At 65.3% G+C, this 23,010-nt stretch carries 21 protein-coding genes; 15 read left to right on the top strand and 6 right to left on the bottom strand.

The genetic code is table 11. The features are described 5' to 3' along the window. The first annotated feature begins 161 nt into the window (after nt 1-161). The 3 genes from BG61_RS32660 to BG61_RS32650 all read left to right on the top strand — a co-directional run bounded on the left by BG61_RS32660 (nt 162) and on the right by BG61_RS32650 (nt 2,142). Nucleotides 162-551 carry a VOC family protein gene (locus BG61_RS32660; RefSeq protein WP_035937089.1) on the top strand — a complete coding sequence of 130 codons (390 nt, stop codon included), beginning with the start codon at nt 162-164 and terminating at the stop codon, nt 549-551. Between the two features lie 153 nt (nt 552-704). Continuing rightward, the gene (locus BG61_RS32655; RefSeq protein WP_035937091.1) at nt 705-1,001 is read left to right on the top strand and encodes an ArsR/SmtB family transcription factor; all 297 of its coding nucleotides are present in this window, start codon (nt 705-707) and stop codon (nt 999-1,001) included. Between the two features lie 79 nt (nt 1,002-1,080). Continuing rightward, nucleotides 1,081-2,142, top strand: coding sequence for an alkene reductase (locus BG61_RS32650; RefSeq protein ID WP_035937094.1), 1,062 nt, complete (start codon nt 1,081-1,083; stop codon nt 2,140-2,142). 114 nt (nt 2,143-2,256) lie between these two features. Here BG61_RS32650 and BG61_RS32645 read toward each other — a convergent pair whose 3' ends face one another. Beyond that, nucleotides 2,257-3,429 carry a porin gene (locus tag BG61_RS32645; RefSeq protein ID WP_035937097.1) on the bottom strand — a complete coding sequence of 391 codons (1,173 nt, stop codon included), beginning with the start codon at nt 3,427-3,429 and terminating at the stop codon, nt 2,257-2,259. Between the two features lie 360 nt (nt 3,430-3,789). Here BG61_RS32645 and BG61_RS32640 point away from each other — a divergent pair, with 360 nt between their 5' ends. Next, nucleotides 3,790-4,158, top strand: a complete 369-nt coding sequence (locus BG61_RS32640; RefSeq protein WP_035937100.1) for a nuclear transport factor 2 family protein — start codon at nt 3,790-3,792, stop codon at nt 4,156-4,158. 43 nt (nt 4,159-4,201) lie between these two features. Here the strand turns inward: BG61_RS32640 and BG61_RS32635 are convergent, their stop codons facing one another. After that, nucleotides 4,202-5,317, bottom strand: coding sequence for a succinylglutamate desuccinylase/aspartoacylase family protein (locus BG61_RS32635; protein WP_035937103.1), 1,116 nt, complete (start codon nt 5,315-5,317; stop codon nt 4,202-4,204). 231 nt (nt 5,318-5,548) lie between these two features. Next, on the bottom strand, nt 5,549-6,340 hold the full coding sequence (locus tag BG61_RS32630; RefSeq protein ID WP_035937104.1) for an ABC transporter substrate-binding protein: 792 nt from the start codon (nt 6,338-6,340) through the stop codon (nt 5,549-5,551). A 462-nt stretch (nt 6,341-6,802) separates the two neighbouring features. Between BG61_RS32630 and BG61_RS32625 the strand changes: the two genes are divergently transcribed. After that, nucleotides 6,803-7,180 (top strand): type II toxin-antitoxin system RelE/ParE family toxin, encoded by a 378-nt coding sequence (locus BG61_RS32625; RefSeq protein ID WP_035937106.1) that lies wholly within the window; start codon nt 6,803-6,805, stop codon nt 7,178-7,180. After that, nucleotides 7,161-7,496 carry a helix-turn-helix domain-containing protein gene (locus BG61_RS32620; RefSeq protein WP_035937108.1) on the top strand — a complete coding sequence of 112 codons (336 nt, stop codon included), beginning with the start codon at nt 7,161-7,163 and terminating at the stop codon, nt 7,494-7,496. Before BG61_RS32625 ends, BG61_RS32620 begins: the two co-directional genes overlap by 20 nt. 75 nt (nt 7,497-7,571) lie before the next feature. Here the strand turns inward: BG61_RS32620 and BG61_RS32615 are convergent, their stop codons facing one another. Next, nucleotides 7,572-9,077 (bottom strand): MDR family MFS transporter, encoded by a 1,506-nt coding sequence (locus BG61_RS32615; RefSeq protein WP_035937109.1) that lies wholly within the window; start codon nt 9,075-9,077, stop codon nt 7,572-7,574. Between the two features lie 73 nt (nt 9,078-9,150). Between BG61_RS32615 and BG61_RS32610 the strand changes: the two genes are divergently transcribed. The 5 genes from BG61_RS32610 to BG61_RS32590 all read left to right on the top strand — a co-directional run bounded on the left by BG61_RS32610 (nt 9,151) and on the right by BG61_RS32590 (nt 15,414). After that, entirely contained in the window at nt 9,151-9,825 is a 675-nt protein-coding gene (locus BG61_RS32610) for a TetR/AcrR family transcriptional regulator (RefSeq protein ID WP_232256368.1), read from the top strand. A 20-nt stretch (nt 9,826-9,845) separates the two neighbouring features. Next, nucleotides 9,846-10,766 carry a LysR family transcriptional regulator gene (locus BG61_RS32605; protein ID WP_035937112.1) on the top strand — a complete coding sequence of 307 codons (921 nt, stop codon included), beginning with the start codon at nt 9,846-9,848 and terminating at the stop codon, nt 10,764-10,766. A 165-nt stretch (nt 10,767-10,931) separates the two neighbouring features. Further along, nucleotides 10,932-12,887, top strand: coding sequence for an aconitase family protein (locus BG61_RS32600; RefSeq protein ID WP_035937114.1), 1,956 nt, complete (start codon nt 10,932-10,934; stop codon nt 12,885-12,887). 124 nt (nt 12,888-13,011) lie between these two features. Then, nucleotides 13,012-14,427 (top strand): MFS transporter, encoded by a 1,416-nt coding sequence (locus BG61_RS32595; RefSeq protein WP_035937116.1) that lies wholly within the window; start codon nt 13,012-13,014, stop codon nt 14,425-14,427. 90 nt (nt 14,428-14,517) lie between these two features. Beyond that, nucleotides 14,518-15,414, top strand: coding sequence for a ferritin-like domain-containing protein (locus BG61_RS32590; RefSeq protein ID WP_035937120.1), 897 nt, complete (start codon nt 14,518-14,520; stop codon nt 15,412-15,414). Here BG61_RS32590 and BG61_RS32585 read toward each other — a convergent pair. Next, entirely contained in the window at nt 15,404-16,138 is a 735-nt protein-coding gene (locus BG61_RS32585; protein ID WP_035937123.1) for a TetR/AcrR family transcriptional regulator, read from the bottom strand. The genes BG61_RS32590 and BG61_RS32585 overlap by 11 nt on opposite strands. A gap of 162 nt (nt 16,139-16,300) precedes the next feature. Between BG61_RS32585 and BG61_RS32580 the strand changes: the two genes are divergently transcribed. From BG61_RS32580 to BG61_RS32570, 3 genes are read left to right on the top strand one after another with little or no spacing between them, the layout of a single operon-like run. Further along, a complete protein-coding gene (locus BG61_RS32580; protein ID WP_035937125.1) occupies nt 16,301-17,482 on the top strand; it encodes an isovaleryl-CoA dehydrogenase in 1,182 nt (393 codons plus the stop codon). 11 nt (nt 17,483-17,493) lie between these two features. Continuing rightward, nucleotides 17,494-19,101, top strand: coding sequence for a carboxyl transferase domain-containing protein (locus BG61_RS32575; protein ID WP_035937128.1), 1,608 nt, complete (start codon nt 17,494-17,496; stop codon nt 19,099-19,101). A 28-nt stretch (nt 19,102-19,129) separates the two neighbouring features. After that, nucleotides 19,130-21,145 (top strand): acetyl/propionyl/methylcrotonyl-CoA carboxylase subunit alpha, encoded by a 2,016-nt coding sequence (locus BG61_RS32570; protein WP_035937131.1) that lies wholly within the window; start codon nt 19,130-19,132, stop codon nt 21,143-21,145. On the opposite strand, the gene BG61_RS32565 is transcribed toward BG61_RS32570, so the two are convergent. Beyond that, a complete protein-coding gene (locus BG61_RS32565; RefSeq protein ID WP_306434247.1) occupies nt 21,120-21,659 on the bottom strand; it encodes an OmpA family protein in 540 nt (179 codons plus the stop codon). The two genes, BG61_RS32570 and BG61_RS32565, sit on opposite strands and share 26 nt — an antisense overlap. A 181-nt stretch (nt 21,660-21,840) precedes the next feature. Between BG61_RS32565 and BG61_RS32560 the strand changes: the two genes are divergently transcribed. Beyond that, nucleotides 21,841-22,917: an AI-2E family transporter gene (locus BG61_RS32560; protein WP_035937137.1), complete on the top strand. Its 1,077-nt coding sequence runs from the start codon at nt 21,841-21,843 to the stop codon at nt 22,915-22,917. The last annotated feature ends 93 nt before the right edge of the window (nt 22,918-23,010 follow it).

Genomic DNA, 23,010 nt, shown 5'->3' with positions numbered 1-23,010 from the left:
CGCTCGAACAATCGGGGGCGCATCGACGAAGCGCGCGACGCTTTCGGCATGGCGCTGTCGCTCGCGGATGCCCTTTCGTCTGCGCAATTCGATGCGGTTCGTGAAGGAGTCGTGCGCGCCGACGATGAGCGGCGGCCAGAAAACCCCAAAGGAGAGAGACGATGCAAGACCTTCTCAAATCGAGCCGCGCGTTCAGCGGCTATTCCGTTAGCGACATCCCGGAGGCGCTGGCCTTCTATCGCGATACGCTCGGCCTTGAGGTATCGGAGTCGAACGGGCTGCTCACGCTGCATCTCGCGGGCGGCAACGAGGTGCTGCTTTACCCGAAGCAGCACCACACGGCGGCGACGTTCACGGTGCTGAATTTCCCGGTGGAAAGCGTCGACGACGCCGTGGATGCACTCGCGAAACGCGGCGTGCGCTTCGAACATTACGACGAGCCCGACCTGAAAACCGACGCGAAAGGCGTCTGCCGCGCAAGCGGCGGCCCGGTGATCGCATGGTTCAGGGACCCGGCGGGCAATATCCTGTCCGTCCTCGAAGCCGACTGAGCGCGGCATCACACCGGCGCGCGCGCCAGGACTGGCGTGCGCGTTCGAGTCATATGCATATTCCAAGATTGCATGTCCCAAAGTCTTGAATATCGCAATTAAGCGATATATACTTCGCACCAGTACGATTCAAGGGTCCCATTGGCACTTTACATGGACATCGACGCAATTCACAAAGCTCTGGCTAATCCGGTTCGACGCGAGATTCTCGCGTGGCTGAAGGAGCCGGAGCTGTATTTCCCCGAGCAGGAATTCCCGCTCGCGAGTGGCGTCTGCGCGGGTCAGATCGACCAGCGCTGCGGAATGTCCCAGTCTACCGTTTCGGCGCATCTTGCCACCTTGCACAAGGCGGGGCTGGTGAGCTCGAAGCGGATCGGTCAGTGGGTCTTTTTTAAACGCGACGAGGCCGTGATTCAGGCGTTCCTCGATCAAATCAACAAGGGTCTCTGAGGTTCCCGCGATTCCCCGGCTGGCTATGCCGGTCGAAGCAACCCTCCGGTTCCTTTGTATTCATTTAGGATCACTTTTCATGCCAAATCTTTTCGACCCGCTTCAGGTAGGCGCGCTTACGCTTCCCAACCGCATCATCATGGCTCCGCTCACGCGTCAGCGCGCGGGCACCGAGCGCGTGCCGAATGCGCTGATGGCCCGGTACTACGCCGACCGCGCATCGGCGGGCCTGATTCTCAGCGAGGCGACCTCGGTCACGCCGCAGGGTCTGGGTTATGCCGATACGCCCGGCATCTGGTCGGATGAGCAAGTCGAAGGCTGGAAGCTCGTGACGCATGCCGTGCACGAAGCGGGCGGCAAGATCTTTCTGCAGCTGTGGCACGTCGGCCGCGTGTCGGATCCGATCTTTCTCGACGGCGAACTGCCGGTCGCGCCGAGCGCCATCGCCGCGGGCGGCCATGTGAGCCTCGTGCGTCCGAAGCGCGAGTACGTGACGCCGCGCGCGCTCGATACCGACGAGATCCCCGGCATCGTCGCGGCCTATCGCAAGGGTGCGGAGAATGCGAAGCGGGCGGGCTTCGACGGCGTCGAAGTGCACGGCGCGAACGGCTATCTGCTCGACCAGTTCCTGCAGGACAGCACGAACAGGCGTACCGACATCTACGGCGGGTCGATCGAAAACCGCGCACGTCTGCTGCTCGAAGTGACCGATGCCTGTATCGACGTGTGGGGCGCGGATCATGTGGGCGTGCACCTTGCGCCGCGCGGCGACTCGCACACCATGGGCGACAGCGATCCTGCAGCCACTTTCGGCTACGTGGCGCGCGAGTTGGGCAAGCGCAAGATCGCGTTCATCGCCGCGCGCGAGCACGTGAGCGAGGACAGCCTCGGGCCGCAACTGAAGAAGGCGTTCGGCGGCGTGTATATCGCCAACGAGCAGTTCACGAAGGAAAGCGCGCAGGCGCTGCTCGATCGTGGCGACGCGGATGCGGTGGCCTGGGGCAAGACGTTCATCGCGAACCCGGATCTCGTGCGTCGCTTCGAAGTGGATGCGCCGCTGAACGAGCCGGATGCGTCGACGTTCTACGCGCCAGGTCCCGAAGGCTACATCGACTACCCGACGCTCGAAACGGCGGAATGACGTCGGCATGTGACGGATGAGAAAACAGCGGCCTCGGCCGCTGTTTTCTTTTGGGGACCTGCTGAAGCTGAACGATCACAACGATCGCCGCAGGTCCGCCCTGCAGATGCTGCCTTAGAACCTGTGACGCATGCCGACGCGCACGGCAACCTGGTTGTTCGAACCGACTCCCGAGGTGCCGAAGTAGCTCGTGCTCGAACCGATCTGCGCCTGAACGTCGACGCCGTTGTTGGAACCCGAAGCGTGCTGATAGATGCCGAGCAGGTACACGTCGGTGCGCTTGCTGAGCGCGTAGTCCACGCTCGCATCCACCTGGTGCCACTTGCCTTCGGCCGCGTCCGTGAGCTTCATGTACGTGTAGCCGAGGCCGCCCGTGAGTGCCGGGGTGAACGCGTACTTGCCGCCGAGTTCATACGCGTTGAGCTTCGACGTCGCGCCGGTGGTCGACTCGAAGCGCGTGTTCGTGTACAGGCCGAATACCGTTGCGCCGCCGAACGTGTAGTTCGCGCCGATGCCGAACGTGCGCAGGTCCTTGTTGCCGCCCGTCGAAACGTTCGCCATGTTCGTGCTGAATGCGGGCGTAGCCGAACCGGGGAAGCGGATGTCGGTGTAAGCCGCGCCGATGCCGAATGCGCTCATCCGGTAGTTCAAGCCGAAGCTGTACGCGCGCGACGAACCTTGCGTCGTGACGCCGCCCGTCGTGGTGGTCGGCGAACCTGCGAACGCGCCGGCCTGGTTCGAGAAGCCGTACATGCCGCCGAACGTGATGCCGTAGAAGCTCGCGCTGCTGAACTTGACCGCGTTGTTGATGCGGCTCGACGTCAGCTGGTCGACGTCGTTGATGTGATACGCGTAGTTGCCCGCGACGGTCTGGCCGCCGATCGAGTAGTTGGCGCCGAGGTAGTCGGTCGAGAACGAGTACTGGCGGCCGAACGTCAGCGCGCCTGCGTCGTTCTTCGAAATGCCCACGTATGCCTGACGGCCAAACAGCGCGCCGCCCTGGCCGAGCGTGCCGTTGCCGCTGTTGAAGCCGTTCTCCAACACGAAGATCGCCTTCATGCCGCCGCCCAGGTCTTCGGAACCGCGCAGGCCCCAGCGGCTGCCTTGTGCGACGCCGTCGTCGTACTTGAAGAGGTGGTCGCTGCCCGTGCGCGTCGCGCTGTTGTTCACATAGCTGATACCGGCATCGATAATCCCGTAGAGCGTCACGCTGCTTTGTGCGTGTGCGGTCGATGCAAAAGCGGCAAAGGCTGCGGCTGCGGCCGTTGCCAGCAGTTTCTTGTTCAAAACTTTCTCCGTTGCGATGGTTCGCGGTGTGGTTGAAGTCGTCTGCGGCGCATCGGGTTCTCGCGTCCCGTAGCGGCGACGGGCGGAATGTAGCGAACGCTCAAGAAAGGAATATGACAATACTTTCTCGTGGCTTGCGATGTGTCGCGCCCGCTACAATCCACGCGACTATTGACAATTTGGCGCGGCCGGCCAAACACGGAGATCGCGCGCTGCGGCTTGCGTCCACGTTTTAACGAACCGGTACACAACGTCGCAGGTGAACGGGCGCGCCGCCGCACGCGGTGCAAGGGCGTGACGCACTGCCTGCGCTGTGGGGCTTCGCGTTATGCTCGCGCTTTAACCATCGCGAGCGTGGCCATGGACGAGAACGGAATTCGTGAACTTGAAACGCGTCTGCAGAAAGCGATGCTGGCGTCGGATGTCGACGCGCTCGACGCGCTGCTTGCCGACGACCTGAGCTTCGTCGATGCAACCGGCAAGGTGTGGAGCAAGGCGGACGACCTGAACGCGCACCGCTACGGCGTGCAGCGCATCGAGCAACTGGATGTGGAGGAGCAGTCGGTTCGCGTGTACGAGCGGTGCGCGGTCACGGTGACGCGCGTTGCGCTGCGCGGGTCGTTTGGCGGCGCGCCGTTCGCGGGGAGCCTGCGCTATACGCGCACGTGGTGCGAAGCGGCCGACGGCTGGCGCGTCGTCGCCGCGCAATGCAGCCTGATTCCGTTCTAGGGGAAGCCGCGCCGGCGTTTGCCGGCGCGCTGTGAATCGCGCTTCAGGCCGAGAGCAGCGATCCCGTGCGGAACGCCTTCGCCCCGGCAATGCGCGCCACCTCGAGGCCGGCAGTCGCGAAACGCGTGATATGCCGCGCGTACATCACGCCGGACGTCGTGCATTTGAGCGTGGTGACGGTATCGGTGAGCGGATCGACAACGTCGACGATCGGCTCGCCCGCCTCGATGAACGCGCCGACCTTCGCGCGGAACACGAGCACGCCGGACACGGGCGCGACGATCGGCTCGGCGCCCGCAAGCGGCGTGGCCGGATGCGCGAGCGGCGGCAGGGGCGCGGCGGGCGCGTCGATCACGCCGCGGTGGATCAGATAGTTGACGATGCCCTGAGCATCGGCCTCGGCGAACTCGTACGACACGTCGTGCTGGCTGCGCAGCTCGACAGTCACGGAGATGCCGCCGTTCGGAATCGGATGGCGCTCGCCGAAGCGCGCCCGCAAATCCGACCAGCAGAAGCTGTGAATCTCGTCGAACGGATTGCCGACCGAGTTCAGCGCGAGCAGCGACGCCTTCGAGTCGAGATAGCGCGCGAGCGGCTCGACTTCGTCCCAGATCTCCGGGTTGGTGTACAGATGCAGCGCTGCGTCGAGGTCGCAATGCAGGTCGAGCACGACGTCGGCGTCGTAGGAGAGCTTTTGCAGCGCGAGGCGCTGCGATTCGAGCTCGGTGTGCGGCGTCTGTTCATCGAGCGCCTCGCGCATCGCGGCGCGCACGGCGCGCTTGTTCGCTTCGATGTCGTCCGACAGGCGCCCGTCGATGCGCGGCGTGACGAGCGCGGCGAGGTCGTGGAAATTGCGGTTGAAATTGTGGCCGCTCATCATCTCGAAGCGGCCGAGCAACTGGCCGTGCAGCATCTGGTTCAGCCCGATCGGGTTGGGAACCGGCACGATGACCACTTCGCCGCGCAGCTTGCCCGCCGCCTCGAATGCGGCGAGATGGCGCCGCAGCCGCCACGCGACGAGCATGCCGGGCAGCTCGTCCGCATGCAGCGAGGACTGGATGTAGATTTTCTGGGCGCCGCCTGGACCGTAATGGAAACTCGTGATGCTGCGGGAAGTGCCGAGCGTCGGCGAAATCAGGTTGTGCGTTTTGGTCTGCATGGTCTTCGGGCGCGCGACCGATGCCTCGGGTCGCGCTTTGGGTGGTTTGAAGAGGGGTAGGGCGCGGATGGGCCGGTGTCTCGGGCCGGCCGCCTGTGCTCCAGACGTTCGATCTTAGCCGAAAACGGCCGCGGCGCGCCTCCGCAAGCAAAACGGGCTCCGCTTTTTGGCGGAGCCCGTCGTGAAGGCCAGTTTCTCGCGGCCTTCGCTTACATGCGCTACGGCCTGCGATCAGCCGCCGTATACGTCGAAGTCGAAGTACTTCTTCTCGATCTTCTTGTAGGTGCCGTCCTTGATGATGTCGGCGATCGCCTTGTCGATCTTCGCCTTCAGCTCCGTGTCTTCCTTGCGCAGGCCGATGCCGGCGCCTTCGCCCAGGATCTTCTTGTCGACGATGTCCTTGCCCGCGAAGTCGAAGCCGGCGCCGCGCGGCGTCTTGAGGAAGCCGATTTCGGCCTGCACGGCGTCCTGCAGCGTGGCGTCGAGACGGCCCGAGATCAGGTCGGCGTAGACCTGGTCCTGGTTCTGGTACGGCGTGACCGTCACACCCTTCGGCGCCCAGTAGGTCTTGGCATAGGTTTCCTGAATCGTGCCCTGTTCCACGCCCACGTTCTTGCCGGCGAGGCTTTCGGCTGTCGGCAGGATGTTGCTGCCCTTCTTCGAGACGAGGCGCGTCGGCGTGTTGAAGAGCTTGCTCGAGAACGCGATCTGTTCTGCACGTTGCGGCGTCATCGACATCGACGAGAGCACGCCGTCGAACTTCTTCGCCTTCAGGGCCGGGATCATGCCGTCGAAGTCGTTTTCGACCCACACGCATTTCGCCTTGAGGCGCGTGCAGATTTCGTTGCCGAGATCGATGTCGAAACCGACGAGCTTGCCGTCGGAACCCTTTGATTCAAACGGGGGATAGCTTGCATCGACGCCGAAGCGGATCGTCGAATAGTCCTTTGCGTGAGCGGTGACGGCGGTAAGCGACGTGACGGCGACGAAAGACATCGTCAGTGCCGCGAGCAGTTTTTTCACTGTGTAACTCCAGAAGGTGGTCGGTACATCCCGGACAGGTCTCGTTTCCGGGTTTGTCCGGCGCGTGTCGCACCAGACGGTTGAGTATTCCGAGGATTGTGTCCTCTCAGAATCCGCAGCAGATTACCAAGCCAAAATATTTCGGGACCTAGTGAAAGTCCCGATGGCGCGCGCCGTAAGTCAAGCGTGGCGGAAGTTCGCACGGTGCGTGAGCGTCGCATCGATTGGGCGATGCATTCTAATTTTCGCCCGGCGGCCCCGCCTCTTGGGGCCACGCGCCATTTCCTGTGCCATTCCCCTATGCCATTTGGCTGAATTGCCCGCGCCTCACCGCCGGGCGATGCTCGGACAGACCCAGTGCGCCTGCCTCCCGGGCTCTATGCATCCGGGGCGCTCATCCGGGTCGATCGCCGCGGCCGCAAAAATCGGCTTGCGTTCTTATACCATTTAGAGTATAAATGCATGCAGTCAGACGAAAAGCCGCTCATCTGGGTCGGCAGCAGCAAAAAGGATCTGTGCGCGCTTCCGGCCGAGGTGCGTCAGTTTTTCGGTCACGCGCTGGATGTCGCACAACGGGGCAGCCACCACGACGCGGCAAAAGTGCTTCGCGGCTTCGGCGGCGCCGGCGTGCTGGAAATACTGGAAGACGATGCGTCCGGCACTTATCGCGCCGTCTATACGGTCAGGTTTCGCGAAGCCGTGTTTGTCCTGCACTGCTTTCAGAAGAAGAGCAAATGCGGTATCGCCACGCCGAAGGAGGACATCGAGATCGTCCGCGCACGGCTGAAAGTGGCAGAAACGTTAGCGAAGGAGCTACGAAATGGAAAAACGTGTCATTGATGGCATCGAGATCGAAGTCGGTTCAGGCAATGTCTTTGCCGACCTGGGCCTTCCCGATGCCGAAAAGCTCAAGATCAAATCCGGCCTCGTGTTCGAAATCACCAAGGCCATCCGGCGCCTCGGACTCACGCAGGAGCAGGCCGCTCGCCGCATGGGGATCGCGCAGCCGAAGGTGTCGGGCTTGCTGCGCGGCGATTTCGCCAATCTGTCCGAGCGCAAGCTGATGGACTGCCTGACCCGTCTCGGCTATGACATCGAAATCACCGTGAGGCAGGCGGAAGCTGAAACCGGGCATCTCGTGCTCGCGGCAGGCTGAGCCCGAACGGGCGGCGGACCCGCTGGGGGCGGCCATCGTCGTCGAGCGGCGCGCTCGTGGCTGCCGCGACATGCCTCAATGCTGGCGCAGCGGCTGATCCTTCATGAACCACGCAAGCACGAACGCGATCATCACCACACCTGCCGCCACCAGATAAACCGTGTGCATGGAGGCGGCGAACGCATTCAGGTAGCCGTCGTGGAGCGCGGCGGGCAGATGCTGGATGGCTTGCGGCCCGAGCGACCGCGGCAATTCGACGCCCGGCGGGATCGCGGCTTCGAGGCGCGTGCGCAGGCCGTTCGAGAAGATCGCGCCGAACATCGCCACGCCCACCGATCCTCCGATCGACCTGAACAGCGTCGCGCCCGAAGTCGCCACGCCCACGAAGCGAAACTCCACCGCGTTCTGCACCGCGAGCACGAGCACTTGCATGACCATGCCGAGCCCGAGTCCGAGCAGCGCCATATAGCCGTACATCATGTGGAGCGGCGTGTCGAGTTGCAGGGTCGAGAGCAGCAGCATGGCGGCAGCGACGAGCGCTGTGCCGGCAATCGGGAAAAGGCGGTATTTGCCGATTCTGCTGATGATTCGTCCGCTCGCAATTGAGGAAATCAGCACGCCGGCCATCATCGGCGTGATCTGCAGACCGGCCTGGGACGGTGTCGAACCCTTCACGACCTGCAGGTAGAGCGGAAGAAACGTGACGGCGCCGAACAGCGAAAATCCCACGATGAAGCCGATCAGCCCGCTCAGCACGAAGGTGCGCTCCCTGAAGAGCGAGAGCGGCATGATCGGCTCGGCGGCGAGCCGCTCTTCATAGACGAACCCGGCAAGCGAGATCAGGCCGAGCGCCAGCGTGCACCACAATTGCGGCGAGCTCCACGGCAGCAGCGTGCCACCCTGGCTCGTGAACAGGATGATGCAGGTGAGGGCGGCGGCGAGAAAAGCGGCGCCCATGTAGTCGATCTGGTGCCTGACGTGCAGAGCGTGCGGCTTGAATACGGCTCCGATCACGCCGAGCGCCACCACGCCGAGCGGCACGTTGATATAGAAAATCCAGCGCCACGACAGATGCTCGACGATGAACCCGCCGAGCAGCGGCCCGACCACGGTCGCGAGGCCGTACACGCCGCCGAAGAGTCCCTGGTAGCGGCCGCGTTCGGCGGGCGGGATGACATCGGCGATCGCCGCCATCGTGATCACCATCAGCCCGCCGCCGCCGAGTCCCTGCAGCGCGCGCAGCAGGATCAGTTGCGTCATGTTCTGCGCCACGCCGCACAGCACCGAGCCCGCAAGGAAGATCAGGATCGACGCCTGCAGCACGATCTTGCGGCCGAACAGGTCGCCGAACTTGCCGTAGAGCGGCACCACGATCGTCGAAGTCAGCAGGTACGAGGTCACCACCCAGGACAGGTTCTCGAGCCCGCCGAGTTCGCCGACGATCGTCGGCAGCGCCGTCGAGACGATCGTCTGGTCGAGCGCGCCCAGCAGCATGACGAGCAGCAGCGCCGTGAACAGCAAACGCACGGGTGGCCGCTCGACGGTTTGCGCGGACACCGCGGATTGGTGCAAAGATGCCATGCAGGAACCCGATTGAAATTAATTAACACGAAAGTTAATATAGACCGCATCGTTCATGCGGTCAATTGCGCATATGGCAAAGGTTGTTACGGAATCTCACGCAAGCGCGGTGCCGAAGAAGGCGGGGCGCCGCCCGGGGCGCCCGAGCGGCGCGCACGGCAACGACGCTCGCGAGCAGCTGCTCGACATCGCGCTCGGTCTGTTCGCGCGGCAAGGCATCGTCGAGACCACGCTCGGCGCGATCGCGCGCGAGGCGGGCGTCACGCCGGCGATGGTCCACTATTACTTCAAGACCCGCGACCAGCTGGTCGACGTACTCATCGACGAACGTTTCATTCCGCTGCGCGCCGAGCTCGACCGGGCGTTCACCGAATCGCAGCCGGAGCCCGTCGACGCGCTCAAGGCGTTCGCGCAGGCGCTCGTGGCGACCGTGGACAAGCATCCGTGGTTCGCCGCGCTGTGGGTGCGCGAGGTGATCAGCGAAGGCGGCCTGCTCAGGCAGCGGATCGCGGAGCGATTCGGCGATGCGCACCAGAAGGCGACGATCGAGCGCATCGAAAGGTGGCAGCGGGAGGGCAAGCTGAACCCGGATCTGGAGCCTTCGCTCGTGTTCGTGTCGCTGTTCGGGCTGACGGTGCTGCCGCTCGCCACCTGGAAGTTCCGCAGCGACGGCGAGCGCAGGCTGACGAGCGAGCAGATCGCGCGTCACGCGGTCGCGCTGCTCTCGCGCGGCGTCGGGCCGTTGTAAGTAAGGAGGGCATCGACCCGATGGAAAACCTGCTGAGGAAGCTCGATCTGACCTCGCTGCGGCTTTTCGTCGTCGTGTGCCAGGAGAAGAACATCGCGCGCGCGGCCGAGCGCGAGTTCATCGCGCCGTCGGCGGTGAGCCGGCGCATCGCGGAAATCGAAACGCTGATCGGCCTGCCGGTGATCGAGCGGCAGTCGCGCGGCATCGCGGTGACGCCCGTCGGCGAGACGGTGCTGCGCTACGCGCAGATGATCATCGCCGACATCGAAGCGATGAGCGCCGAGCTGTCGCTGTTTCTGTCGGGCGCGAAGGGCAGCGTGCGGGTGGTGGCGAACCTGTCGTCGATCGTGCAGTTCCTGCCGGAGGACGTCGCCGCGTTCGAGCGCGTGTTTCCGAACGTGCACATCGACCTGGAAGAGCGCCACACAGCCGACGTGCTGCGGCTCGTCGACGAACGCGGCGCCGATCTCGGCATCTGCAACGCGACGGGGCTCGGCGCGGCGGAAGTGGAGCACGTGCCGTATCGCACGGACCGGCTCGCGCTCGCCGTGCCGCGCCTCCACCCGCGTGCCCACCGTTACGCGGCGGCGTCGCGGGTTGCGTTCGCGGACCTGCTCGGCGAACGCTTCGTCGGCCTGCACGACGAGAGCGCGCTCACCCGGCAACTCGCGGTGGAAGCGGCGCGCGCGGGCGCGCGGCTCGACGTGAAGATTCGCGTGAGCAGCCTCGATGCGCTGTGCCGCATGGTGCACGCGGGGCTCGGCGTCGCGGTCGTGCCCGAGCAGACGGCGCAGCTCTATCTCGGCACGCTCGATATCGCGATCGTGCCGCTTTCCGACGCGTGGGCCGTGCGGCAGCTCGTGATCGTCTACAAGCACCGCGAGCAGCTGAGCGCGAGCGCGGCGGCGCTCGTCAGGTTTCTTTCGCAGCAAAGCGGGTGAGCGCGCACGTCAGGGGTTGACGGCGCGCATCCGGGGCGCGGGCGTCCGGGGCGCCCGGGTGGCCCCGCGGGCCGAGCCTTCGCAAATCGAGACGTGAGCGTTGCCGACTCGATGCTTCGCCGCGCGCGACGCCGGTCTTATAGTGGCGCGTAGCAAGGAGACGCCATGGAAGACCTGATTCGCCTGAGCGGCCGCGCGCTCTATCTTTCGCAGGACCCCGCCGTCGTGCGCGCGCAGCTTTCAGGCCAGCCGATGACGCTCGCCGCCGCCGGCCCGTTGCGCGACAACATCTCGACCGACGAAATCACGCCCGTCACCGTCATGCTCACCTACGACGAGCGTCTCGGCCAGTATCCGTACGTCGGCTTCGAGGCGGGCGGCGAGAAGCCGATCGGTGACTTCGACGTGAAGAACGGCGGTTTTCAGATCACGGTCGCGGGCAAGCGCTACGGCAAGGGGTCGTCGCGCGAATCGAGCCCGCTCGCGGAGCTGTCGGCGGGCATTCGCCTGATCGTCGCGGAGAGCTTCGAGCGCATCTATCAGCAGAATTGCGACAACATCGGCATTCTGACGACCACCGATTTTTCCGTGCTCGAACGCATCCTGGCGGGCGAGGCCGTGCCGATCGACGCGTTCCTCGCGGGCCGCGACGCGCTCACGCAGCAGATCATCCGCAGCGGCGGCCTGCTCGCCTACAGCAAATTCGCCGACTGGCCCGCGCCGCGCGCGCCTGGCTCGGATGCGGGCGCACACGCGAACGGCGGCGGGCCGAAGACGCTCGTCGAGAAGATCATCGAGCGCCATCTGCATCCGGGCACCGGGCGGGCCGAGCGTGGCGACGGCGTGTTCGTCGCCGCCGACTGGCGCTTCTCCCACGACTATTTCACCGGCATGTGCGCGCACCTGATGCACCGTGCGTTCGGCCAGCCCGCGACGCTGCACGAGCCGGATCACATTATCGCGTTTCAGGATCACCTGATCCTCGCGCCGCAGAGCGTGCCGCACGTGCAGGGCGGCCTGCTGCCGGGCGTCGCGAACCTGATGCGCGGTCACGAGACGTTCGCGCAGCGCTATCCGGTGCGCTCGCACGGCGCGCTGCCGGGCGGCGTGCCCGGCTCCGACGGCATCTGCCATGCGGTGATGGCCGAGCGTTACGCGCTGCCGGGCCAGATCGTCGCGGGCACCGACTCGCACACGCCGCATTCGGGCTCGCTCGGCTGTCTCGCGTTCGGCGCGGGCGCGACCGAGATCGCGAACAGCTGGGTCACGGGCTACGTGCGCTGCAAGGTGCCGCAGACGCTGCGCGTCGAAGTGGACGGCGCGCTGCGGCCCGGCGTGACCGCGAAGGACGTCGTGCTCCATCTGCTCGCCACCGACTCGATCCGTTCGGGCGGCGCGATCGGGCTCGTGTTCGAGTACGCAGGAGCCGCGGTGCGCGCGATGTCGATCGACGAGCGCGCGACGCTCACGAACATGGTCGCGGAACTGGGCGGCTTCACGGGCATTGTCGAACCTGACGAAAAGACGGTCGCGTTCCTGAAGGAGCGCCGCGACGTGGATTTCGCCATCGAACGGTGGATGAAGAGCGACACCGGTGCGGCCTACGCTCAGGTGATCCGCATCGACGCGGGCGAAATCGAGCCGATGCTCGCGCGTCCCGGCGACCCGGGCAATGGCGTGGCGGCGTCGAAGCTTGCGCAGGGCGTCGCGGTGAACATCGCCTATGGCGGCTCGTGCACGGCGGGCAAGCGCGAGGACTTCGACTACTACCACGAAGTGCTGCGCTGGGGCGTCGAGCGCGGCATGAAGGTCGCGAGCGGCACGCGGCTCTTCCTGCAATTCGGCACGATGGACGTGCGCCGCTACTGCGAGGAGCAGGGCTATCTGCCGACCTTCGAGGCCGCGGGCGTCACGCTCGTCATGCCGGGCTGCGGCTCGTGCGCGAACTGCGGACCGGGCCAGTCGACGTCAGCCGGCGATGTCACGATCAGCGCGATCAACCGCAATTTCCCAGGCCGTTCGGGGCCCGGCAGCGTGTGGCTCGCGAGCCCGTACACGGTTGCGGCGAGCGCGTTTGCAGGAAGGATCGTCACGTTCGATGCGTTGATGCGGGCGGGTTAGGTACCTGCGCAGTTAAAATGCGCCGGACTTCGAGTGCCGGCGACGCCGCCTGATCCATAGAGCAGGCGCAGCCGGCGCAAGACCGGCCTCATCAGGAGACGAATCGATGACAACCCCTCGCGCGATGAGCGCCCCCGTGAGCGCAAACTCCGGCTCTCAATCCGACGCGCACAGCGCCGGCGTCATCTCGGCCCGGCTCGACCGCCTGCCCGCGACGCGCTCCATGTGGAAGCTCGTCGTGCTGCTGAGCCTCGGCTTCTTCTTCGAGCTATACGATCTGCTGTACTCCGGCTACGTCGCGCCGGGACTGGTGAAGAGCGGCATCCTCACGTCGACGACCGCAGGCTTCTTCGGCATGACGGGCGTCGCGAGCTTCATCGCGTCGCTCTTCTCGGGGCTCTTCATCGGCACGATCGCGTGCGGCTTTCTCGCCGACCGCTTCGGCCGGCGCGCGATCTTCACGTACTCGCTGCTCTGGTACACGGCCGCGAACCTGATCATGGCGTTCCAGGAGACGGCCACCGGCCTGAATTTCTGGCGCTTCATGGCGGGGCTCGGGATCGGCGTGGAGCTCGTGACGATCGGCACCTACATCTCCGAGCTCGTGCCCAAGCACATTCGCGGCCGCGCGTTCGCGTGCGAGCAGGCGGTTGGCTTCATGGCGGTGCCGGTCGTCGCGTTCCTGTCGTACCTGCTCGTTCCGCGTGCACCGTTCGGCATCGACGGCTGGCGCTGGGTGGTCGTGATCGGCGCGCATGGCGCGCTCTTCGTGTGGTGGATCCGGCGGCATCTGCCGGAGAGCCCGCGCTGGCTCGCGCAGAAGGGGCGGTTCGAGGAGGCCGACCGCGTCATGACCGCGCTGGAAGCGAAGGTCGAAAAGGAATACGGCCGGCCGCTGCCGCTGCCCGCGGCGCCCGAGCCGGTGCCGATGCGCGGCTCGTTTCGCGACATGTGGAAGCCGCCCTACGGCAAGCGTGCGGTCATGATGATCATCTTCAACGTGTTCCAGACGGTCGGCTTCTACGGTTTCGCCAACTGGGTGCCCACGCTGCTCGTCAAGCAGGGCATCACGGTCACGACGAGCCTCATGTACTCGACGATCATCGCGATCGCCGCGCCCATCGGCCCGATCATCGGCCTTGTCATTGCCGACCGCTTCGAGCGCAAGACCGTGATCGTCGTGATGGCGGGCGCGAACGTGGTGTGCGGGGTGCTGTTCAGCCAGGCATCGGGGGCGTGGTTCCTGGTGGCGATGGGCGTATGCCTCACGCTCGCGGGCAATATCATCTCGTACAGCTATCACGCCTATCAGACCGAGCTCTTCCCGACCAGCATCCGCGCGCGTGCGGTGGGCTTCGTCTATTCGTGGAGCCGGTTCTCGGCGATCTTCACGTCGTTCATGATCGCGGGCGTGCTCAAGCAGTTCGGCACGACCGGCGTGTTCGTGTTCATCGCCGCCGCGATGATGATCGTGATGGCGGCGATCGGGCTCATGGGTCCGAAGACGCGCGACATGGCGCTGGAGAGCATTTCGCAGTGAAAGGAGGGCCGGGGGCCGCGCCCAGGGCGGTTCCTGCGTGCCCGCGCACGTTATGCCAGAATCTGCATAACGTGCACTCCTCACTCCGACATGTCCGATACGCTCAGCCCAGCCGAGGCGGATCATGCGATGCGTCACTGGACGCATCGTTCCGCCGGTCAGATCCAGATTGGTTCCGCCCGCCACAAGCGGATGTTCTGCGAGATGCTGCTCACGACGCACAATCCATACAAGCCCGCGGTGATCGACTGGCCGGCGCTTCCGCCAGCGGCGCTCAGGCGCGTGACGTCGCTGCCGGTCTGGGACATCGCGGTGCAGACGGAGGGGCGCGCGTCCATACGGGTGGCGACCTACGCGGCGAGCGTGGCCGATCCGCTGCTTCGCGAAGCCATCACGATGAACGGCGAAGAGGAAGCGCGTCACAAGGTCGTGCTCTCGAAGCTCGTCGAGGCATACGGCATAGCGCTCGCACCCGAGCCGCCGTATCACGCGCCCGCCGACGCGTTGCGCGCGTGGATGCTCACCGGCTACAGCGAGTGCATCGACAGTTTCTTTGCCTTCGGCCTGTTCGAAGCGGCGCGCCAGTCGGGCTATTTTCCCGAAGAACTGGTCGACACCTTCGAGCCGGTCATACAGGAAGAAGCGCGCCACATCCTGTTCTTCGCGAACTGGGTGGCGTGGTACCGGCGCAGCCTGCCGTGGTACCGGCGGCCCGGGTTCTTCATGAAGACCTTGAGCGTCTGGATTTCGCTGATCCGCGACCGCGTCTCGCTCGCGCGCGGCTTCGATACGAGCGGCGCCGCGCAGGACGTGAACTTTCCGGCGAACGTCGGGGATTCGGTGGGCGGCGGGGTGTCGGCGAGGGCGCTCATCGACTTGTGCCTCGCCGAGAACGAGCGCCGCATGAGCGGCTACGACGCACGCCTGCTGCGGCCGACGGCCGTGCCGGCAATCGCGCGCCTCGTCAGGCGCTTCATCAGGACCTAGCGCGGGCCCTCTTCTCGCGCTCTTCCAGGCGGCGCGACGCCTCGTCCACATCCTGCCGGAACTGCGCGAGCGCCGCTGCGTTCGCGTCCGGCGGCTGCAGTGCGGCCCACAGCACGTCGATCAGCTCGTTGGCGGTCGTATCGATCTGAGCCTGACTCAGCCGGCGCTTCGCGAGCGCCGCATCCCACAGGACGTGTTCCATCGGCCCGAACACGAGTGAGCGCATCAGCCGCAGCGGAATGTCGGAGCGCACGTGTCCGAGTTCCTGTCCGCGCGCAAGCACGTTCATCAGTGGGGCGGTGTAGCGCCGTTGCAGTTCGGTGAGCGTGTCGCTCAGGTCGTGCCGCTTCGTGCGCCCTTCTGACAGAACCAGCGCGCACAGCCCCGTGCCGTTCACGAGCATCAGCCTCAGATGCGTTCGCACGATGAACGCGAACTGCTGGCGCACGCTGCCGTCGCGCGGCAGGCCGGTTTCGAACGCCGCGATGATTTCGTCATACCAATCCGCGATCACCCTCGCGCACAACTCCCGCTTCCCGCTGAAATAGCTGAATACGGTGGCTTCAGAGATGCCGGCGCGCTGCGCGATCTCCGCGCTCGTGGCCGCGTCGTAGCCCTTTTCGGCGAACACGTCGCGGCCCGCCTGAAGGATGTCCTTCACGCGCTGCTGCGATTTGACGCCCGTCGGCGTGCGGCGGCTGGTGGCGGTCGGCGTGGAGGACATGGCGGGAATGAGTGCGGAAATAAATGTGAGCGTAGCTCAAAAATGTATTGACGGCCAGCGCATTTGAGCGTGAAATTGCCCAATTCGCCTGCGAGGCGCCGTGTGTGAGCATGACTCATCTTCATGGTGCGCCGAAAACATTGAATCTGGAGGAGACACCCCATGACCAACCTACCCGGCCTGAACTTCGCGTTGGGCGAAGACATCGACATGCTGCGCGATTCGCTCGCGAACTTCTGCGCGAAGGAAATCGCGCCGCGTGCCGGTGAAATCGACCGCACCGACCAGTTCCCGATGGACCTGTGGAAGAAATTCGGCGACCTGGGCGTGCTCGGCATGACGGTGTCCGAGGAATACGGCGGCGCCAACATGGGCTACACGGCGCACATGATCGCGATGGAGGAGATCTCGCGGGCGTCGGCGTCGGTGGGGCTGTCGTATGGTGCGCATTCGAACCTGTGCGTGAACCAGATCCATCGCAACGGCACCGAGGCGCAAAAGCGCCAGTACCTGCCGAAGCTCGTGTCGGGCGAGCACGTCGGCGCGCTCGCGATGAGCGAGCCCAACGCGGGATCGGACGTGGTCAGCATGAAGCTGCGCGCCGACGAGAAAGGCGACCACTATGTGCTCAACGGCACCAAGATGTGGATCACCAACGGGCCGGACTGCGACACGCTGGTCGTCTATGCGAAAACCGATATCGAAGCGGGCGCGCGCGGCATCACGGCGTTCATCGTCGAGAAGGGCATGAAGGGCTTCTCGGTTGCGCAGAAGCTCGACAAGCTCGGCATGCGCGGCTCGCACACGGGCGAACTGGTGTTCGAGAACGTCGAAGTGCCGAAGGAGAACATTCTCGGTCAGCTCAACGGCGGCGCGAAGGTGCTGATGAGCGGCCTCGACTACGAGCGCGCCGTGCTCGCGGGCGGGCCGACCGGCATCATGCTCGCGTGCATGGATGCGGTCGTGCCGTATATCCACGATCGCAAGCAGTTCGGGCAATCCATCGGGGAATTCCAGCTGATCCAGGGCAAGGTCGCCGACCTGTACACGACCTTGCAGGCGTGCCGCGCGTATCTCTACGCGGTCGGACGCCAGCTCGACACGCTGGGTTCCGGTCACGTGCGCCACGTGCGCAAGGACTGCGCGGGCGTGATCCTGTACACGGCGGAAAAGGCCACGTGGATGGCGGGCGAGGCGATCCAGATTCTCGGCGGCAACGGCTATATCAACGAGTATCCGGTCGGGCGTCTCTGGCGCGACGCGAAGCTCTATGAAATCGGCGCGGGCACGAGCGAGATCCGCCGCATGCTGATCGGCCGCGAACTCTTTGCCGAAACGGCATAAAAGGGCGCGCCATGCCGATCATCGAAACGAAACTGAATCCGCGCGGCGAGGAATTCCGGGCCAATGCGGCGGCGCTCGAAGCGGTCGTCGCGGACCTGAAGGAGAAGGTCGCGAAGCTCGCGCTCGGCGGCGGACAGGCGGCGCGCGACAAGCACGTCGCACGCAACAAGCTGCTGCCGCGCGACCGCATCGCGCAACTGCTCGATCCGGGCACGCCGTTTCTCGAACTGTCGCAACTCGCCGCCTACGGCATGTATAACGACGACGCGCCGGGCGCGGGCGTCATCACGGGCATCGGCCGCATCGCGGGGCAGGAGTGCGTGATCGTCTGCAACGACGCGACGGTCAAGGGCGGCACGTACTATCCGATCACGGTGAAGAAGCACTTGCGTGCGCAGGAGATCGCCGAGCAGAACCGGCTGCCGTGCGTGTATCTCGTCGACTCGGGCGGTGCGAACCTGCCGAATCAGGACGACGTGTTCCCCGACCGCGATCACTTCGGCCGCATCTTCTACAACCAGGCGAACATGTCGGCGCAGGGCATTGCGCAGATCGCGGTCGTGATGGGCTCGTGCACCGCGGGCGGCGCCTACGTGCCCGCGATGAGCGACGAGTCGATCATCGTGAAGAACCAGGGCACGATTTTCCTGGGCGGCCCGCCGCTGGTGAAAGCGGCGACGGGCGAGGAAGTCAGCGCTGAAGACCTGGGCGGCGGCGACGTGCATACGCGTCTTTCCGGCGTCGTCGATCATCTCGCGCAGAATGACGCGCACGCGCTGGGCATTGCCCGCAGCATCGTCGGTAACCTGAATCGCGTGAAAGCGGCGCCGCTCGCGCTGAAGGAACCGCTGCCGCCGCGCTACGACCCGCAAAGCGTCTATGGCGTGATCCCTGTCGATACGAGGAAGCCCTTCGACGTGCGCGAAGTGATCGCCCGCATCGTCGACGACTCCGCCTTCGACGAGTTCAAGGCGCGCTACGGCACGACGCTCGTCACCGGCTTCGCGCACATCTGGGGCCATCCGGTCGGGATCATCGCGAACAACGGCATCCTGTTTTCCGAGTCGGCGCTAAAGGGTACGCACTTCATCGAGCTGTGCTGCCAGCGCAAGATTCCGCTCGTGTTCCTGCAGAACATCACGGGTTTCATGGTGGGGCGCAAGTACGAGAACGAGGGCATCGCGCGAAACGGCGCGAAGATGGTGACGGCGGTGGCCACGGCGAAGGTGCCGAAGTTCACGGTGATCATCGGCGGCTCGTTCGGCGCGGGCAATTACGGCATGTGCGGGCGCGCGTATTCGCCGCGTTTTCTGTGGATGTGGCCGAACGCGCGCATCTCCGTGATGGGCGGCGAGCAGGCTGCGTCGGTGCTTGCGACGGTGCGGCGCGACGGCATCGAAGGCAAGGGCGGAAGCTGGTCGAAGGAAGACGAGGAAGCGTTCAAGGCGCCGATCCGCGAGCAATACGAGTTGCAGGGCCATCCGTATTACGCGAGCGCGCGCCTCTGGGACGACGGCGTGATCGATCCCGCGCAGACGCGCGACGTGCTCGGTCTCGGTCTCGCGGCGTCGATGAACGCGCCCATCGAGGACACGCGTTTCGGCGTGTTCCGGATGTGATGCTCCTTCTCTCACTCAAGGCTCTGCCATGTTCAACAAAATTCTGATCGCGAACCGCGGCGAGATCGCGTGCCGCGTCGCGGCGACGGCGAAGCGCCTGGGCGTCGGCAGCGTCGCCGTGTATTCCGACGCGGATGCGAAGGCGAAGCACGTCGCGGTCTGCGATGAAGCGGTGCACGTCGGCGCACCGGCCGCGGGCGAAAGCTATCTGCGCATCGAGCGCATCATCGAGGCCGCCCTGAAAACCGGCGCGCAGGCAATTCACCCCGGCTACGGCTTTCTCTCGGAGAACGAGGACTTCGGGCGCGCCTGCGACAAGGCCGGGCTCGTCTTCATCGGACCGCCGGTCGAGGCGATTTCCGCGATGGGCTCAAAGGCTGCGGCCAAGGCGCTGATGCAGACGGCGTCGGTGCCGCTCGTGCCCGGCTATCACGGCGACGACCAGGACCCGGCGCTCCTGCAGCGAGAGGCGGATCGCATCGGCTATCCGGTGCTGCTGAAGGCCAGCGCGGGCGGCGGCGGCAAGGGCATGCGCGTCGTCGAAAAGAGCGCGGACTTCGCGGCCGCGCTCGTGTCGTGCAAGCGCGAGGCGGCGAGCAGCTTCGGCAATGACCGCGTGTTGATCGAAAAGTATCTGCTGCGGCCGCGGCATGTCGAAGTGCAGGTCTTTGCGGACAAGCACGGCGGCGCGGTCTATCTGTTCGATCGTGACTGCTCGGTGCAGCGCCGCCACCAGAAGGTGCTGGAAGAAGCGCCCGCGCCGGGCCTTTCCGGCGAAGTACGGCGCGCGATGGGCGAAGCCGCGGTCGCGGCTGCGCGCGCCGTGAATTACGTGGGCGCGGGCACCGTCGAATTCATCATGACGCAGGACGGCCAGTTCTACTTCATGGAGATGAACACGCGCCTGCAGGTGGAGCATCCGGTGACCGAGATGGTGACCGGGCTCGATCTGGTGGAGTGGCAACTCAGGGTTGCATCGGGCGAGCCGCTGCCGCTGAAGCAGCAGGAACTCAAAGTCCAGGGTCACGCGATCGAGGCGCGCATCTATGCGGAGAATCCGTCGCGCGGGTTTCTTCCATCCACCGGCACGCTCAAGCATCTGCGCGTGCCGCAGGCGGTGGAGTTCACGATCGAAGGCAAGGTGCGTGTCGACAGTGGCGTGCGCGAAGGCGACACCATCACGCCGTTCTACGATCCGATGATCGCGAAGCTGATCGTGCACGGTGAAGACCGCGCCGATGCGCTCGCGCGCATGTCGCGCGCGCTGCGCGAATGCGAGGTGGTCGGGCCGCATACGAATGTGGAGTTCCTTCAGCGCATCGTCGCGAGCGAGCCGTTTTCCGGGGGCGATCTCGACACGGGCCTGATCGAGCGCAATCACGATGTGCTGTTCGCGCCGTCGACGGTACCGAAGAAAGAGGCGCTCGCGCTTGCCTGCGCGGCGCTGCTTACGCGCGAAGGCGGCGAGGCACACGGCAATTCGCCGTGGGATGCGCTTTCGCACTGGCGCATGAGCGGCGGCTACAGCCAGGACCTGAACTGGCGCGCGATCGATTCCGATGAAGCGCTGCAGGCCGTGTTCACGCGCGAATCGACCTCGGGTCACGCCGACGGCAAGCGGCTCGAACTGCTGGGCGCCAATGTGCGCTTCGACTGGTCGCATGCGGGCGAAGCGAACACGTTCGCGGTGCTGCTCGACGAGTCGCTGATCAAGGGCCGCGTGTTCATCGACGGCGACGTGTTTCATGTGTTCTACCAGGGCGCATCGCTCACGTTCGAGTGGCAGAACCTGATGGCGCATGCGGCCGATGCCGAGCACGAAGGCCGTCTTACCGCGCCGATGCCCGGCAAGGTGATCGCGGTGCTGGTGGAGGCGGGGGCGTCGGTGGAAAAGGGCGCGCCGCTCCTCGTGATGGAGGCGATGAAGATGGAGCACACCATCGTGGCTCCGGCCACGGGCAAGGTGGGCGAGATCCTCTTTGCCGTCGGCGATCAGGTGAGCGACGGCGCGCAGCTGCTTATCTTGGAAGTGGCAGGAGCATGACCGGCTTCGCGCCGAGCAGCGTTTCCTCATTCTCGGTCTTCACGAGAATCTCCACGCGACGGTTCCGTGCACGCCCTTCGGGCGTGCTGTTGCTCGCGATCGGCCGCAGATAGGCCATTCCCTTCGCCCTGATGCGCGCGGCGGGCACGCCCCGCGCAATCAGCTCACGCGCGACGCTTTCCGCGCGCGCTTCGGACAGCGCGTCGTTGTACGCGCGCGATCCCTCGTTGTCGGTATGTCCTTCGATCAGGACCGGCCTCGTGCTGCGCTTGAGCAGGGTGGCTGCGCGTTCGATCACGTCCATGCTGGCGGGGCGGATCTGCGCGTCGTCGGGATCGAATAGCGCGGTTTCGAGCATGCGCATCTCCACACCGCCTTTCACCGGCTGCACGACAATGCCGTATGCCGCGTTGGCCGTTTCTTCCTTCTCCCGGTTCAGACCGGACGAGCATCCGGCGACGAGAGCGGTGACACACATGACGCAAAGGCAGACGACAGGTTCGATGGCTTTCACTGCAAACACCTTGCTTGGGGCAGGGAAGCGGATTATAGGGAACGCGAACGAATGATTTGTAAAGATGGATAGCGGGATGGAAGCTGTCTGAAAGACGTCGAATTCATTCCGCGCGGCTTGCCCTTACAATGCAACGCACACGCCTGCATGGCCCGAGCCCACTTGCCCACCAGCGAAGCCGATGATCCCACCCGAGCAGACTCCTTCCGAAGATTCGCTACGCACCCGGCGGTTGCAGCGAGCGGCCTCGGCGGTGCTTTATACCGTGCTGGTCGCGATTGCGCTCTGGACCGTGCGCGCATTCATTCCCGCCGTGGTGTGGGCCGCCGTGATCGCGATCGCGCTGTGGCCGGCGCTCGGCTGGCTCGAAGAGCGGCCCCGCTTCAGGAAGCACGGCACGTGGCTCGCAATCGGGCTGACCGCCGCCATCGGACTGCTGTTCGTCGTGCCGTTCGCGGTCGTCGCGACGCAGGCGGCGAGCGAGGCGCGCGACATGATGCACTGGTTCCACGAGGTGCTGCGCTCGGGCATCCCGATGCCGGCGCTGATCGATCGCCTGCCCGTCGGCTCGCATCAGATTGCCGCGTGGTGGCAGGAGAATCTCGCGACACCGCTCGGGTCGTCGCCGGCCGTGCACAACCTGCATAGCGCGACCGTCGTCGCGATGACGCGGCACCTGGGTGGCCGCGTCGTGCATGGCCTCGTCATTTTCGGCTTCATGCTGGTCACGCTGTTCTTTCTGTTTCAGGCGGGCTCGAGGCTCGGCGAGCAGTTGTTCGCGGCGTCCCGCCGCGCGTTCGGCGCGGACGGTGCGATGCTCGCGCGGCGCATGGCGGATTCGGTGCGCAGCACGGTGGTGGGACTCGTCGTGGTGGGGCTTGGCGAAGGCGCGCTGCTCGGGATCGCCTATGCGATTGCCGGCGTGCCGCACGCAACCCTTCTCGGCATGCTGACCGCCGTCGCGGCGATGCTGCCGTTCTGCGCGCCGATCGTGTTCCTCGGCGCGGCGTTGTGGCTGCTCGCGAACGGCGCAACGGTCGCGGCGATCGGCGTGGCCGCGTTCGGGCTCATCGTCGTGTTCGTCGCCGAGCACTTCGTGCGGCCGGTGCTGATCGGTGGATCGACGCGCCTGCCGTTCCTGCTCGTATTGTTCGGCATTCTGGGCGGAGCGGAGACGTTCGGGCTGGTCGGGCTGTTCATCGGGCCCGCGCTGATGACGATACTCGTTGTCCTGTGGACCGACTGGGTGCGACGCTAAAGCGAAGGGCGCACCTGTGCGCCCTTCGCCTTCGTACCTCCCGCGCGATATTTCCGGCTGGTCGTCAGATCACGTACAGATCGACGTATTCAT

It is taken from the genome of Caballeronia glathei, from assembly GCF_000698595.1.
GTDB classification, from domain to species: Bacteria; Pseudomonadota; Gammaproteobacteria; order Burkholderiales; family Burkholderiaceae; genus Caballeronia; species Caballeronia glathei.
Note: the sequence above shows the minus strand (reverse complement) of the source record. Positions and strands in the feature narration are given on the sequence as shown.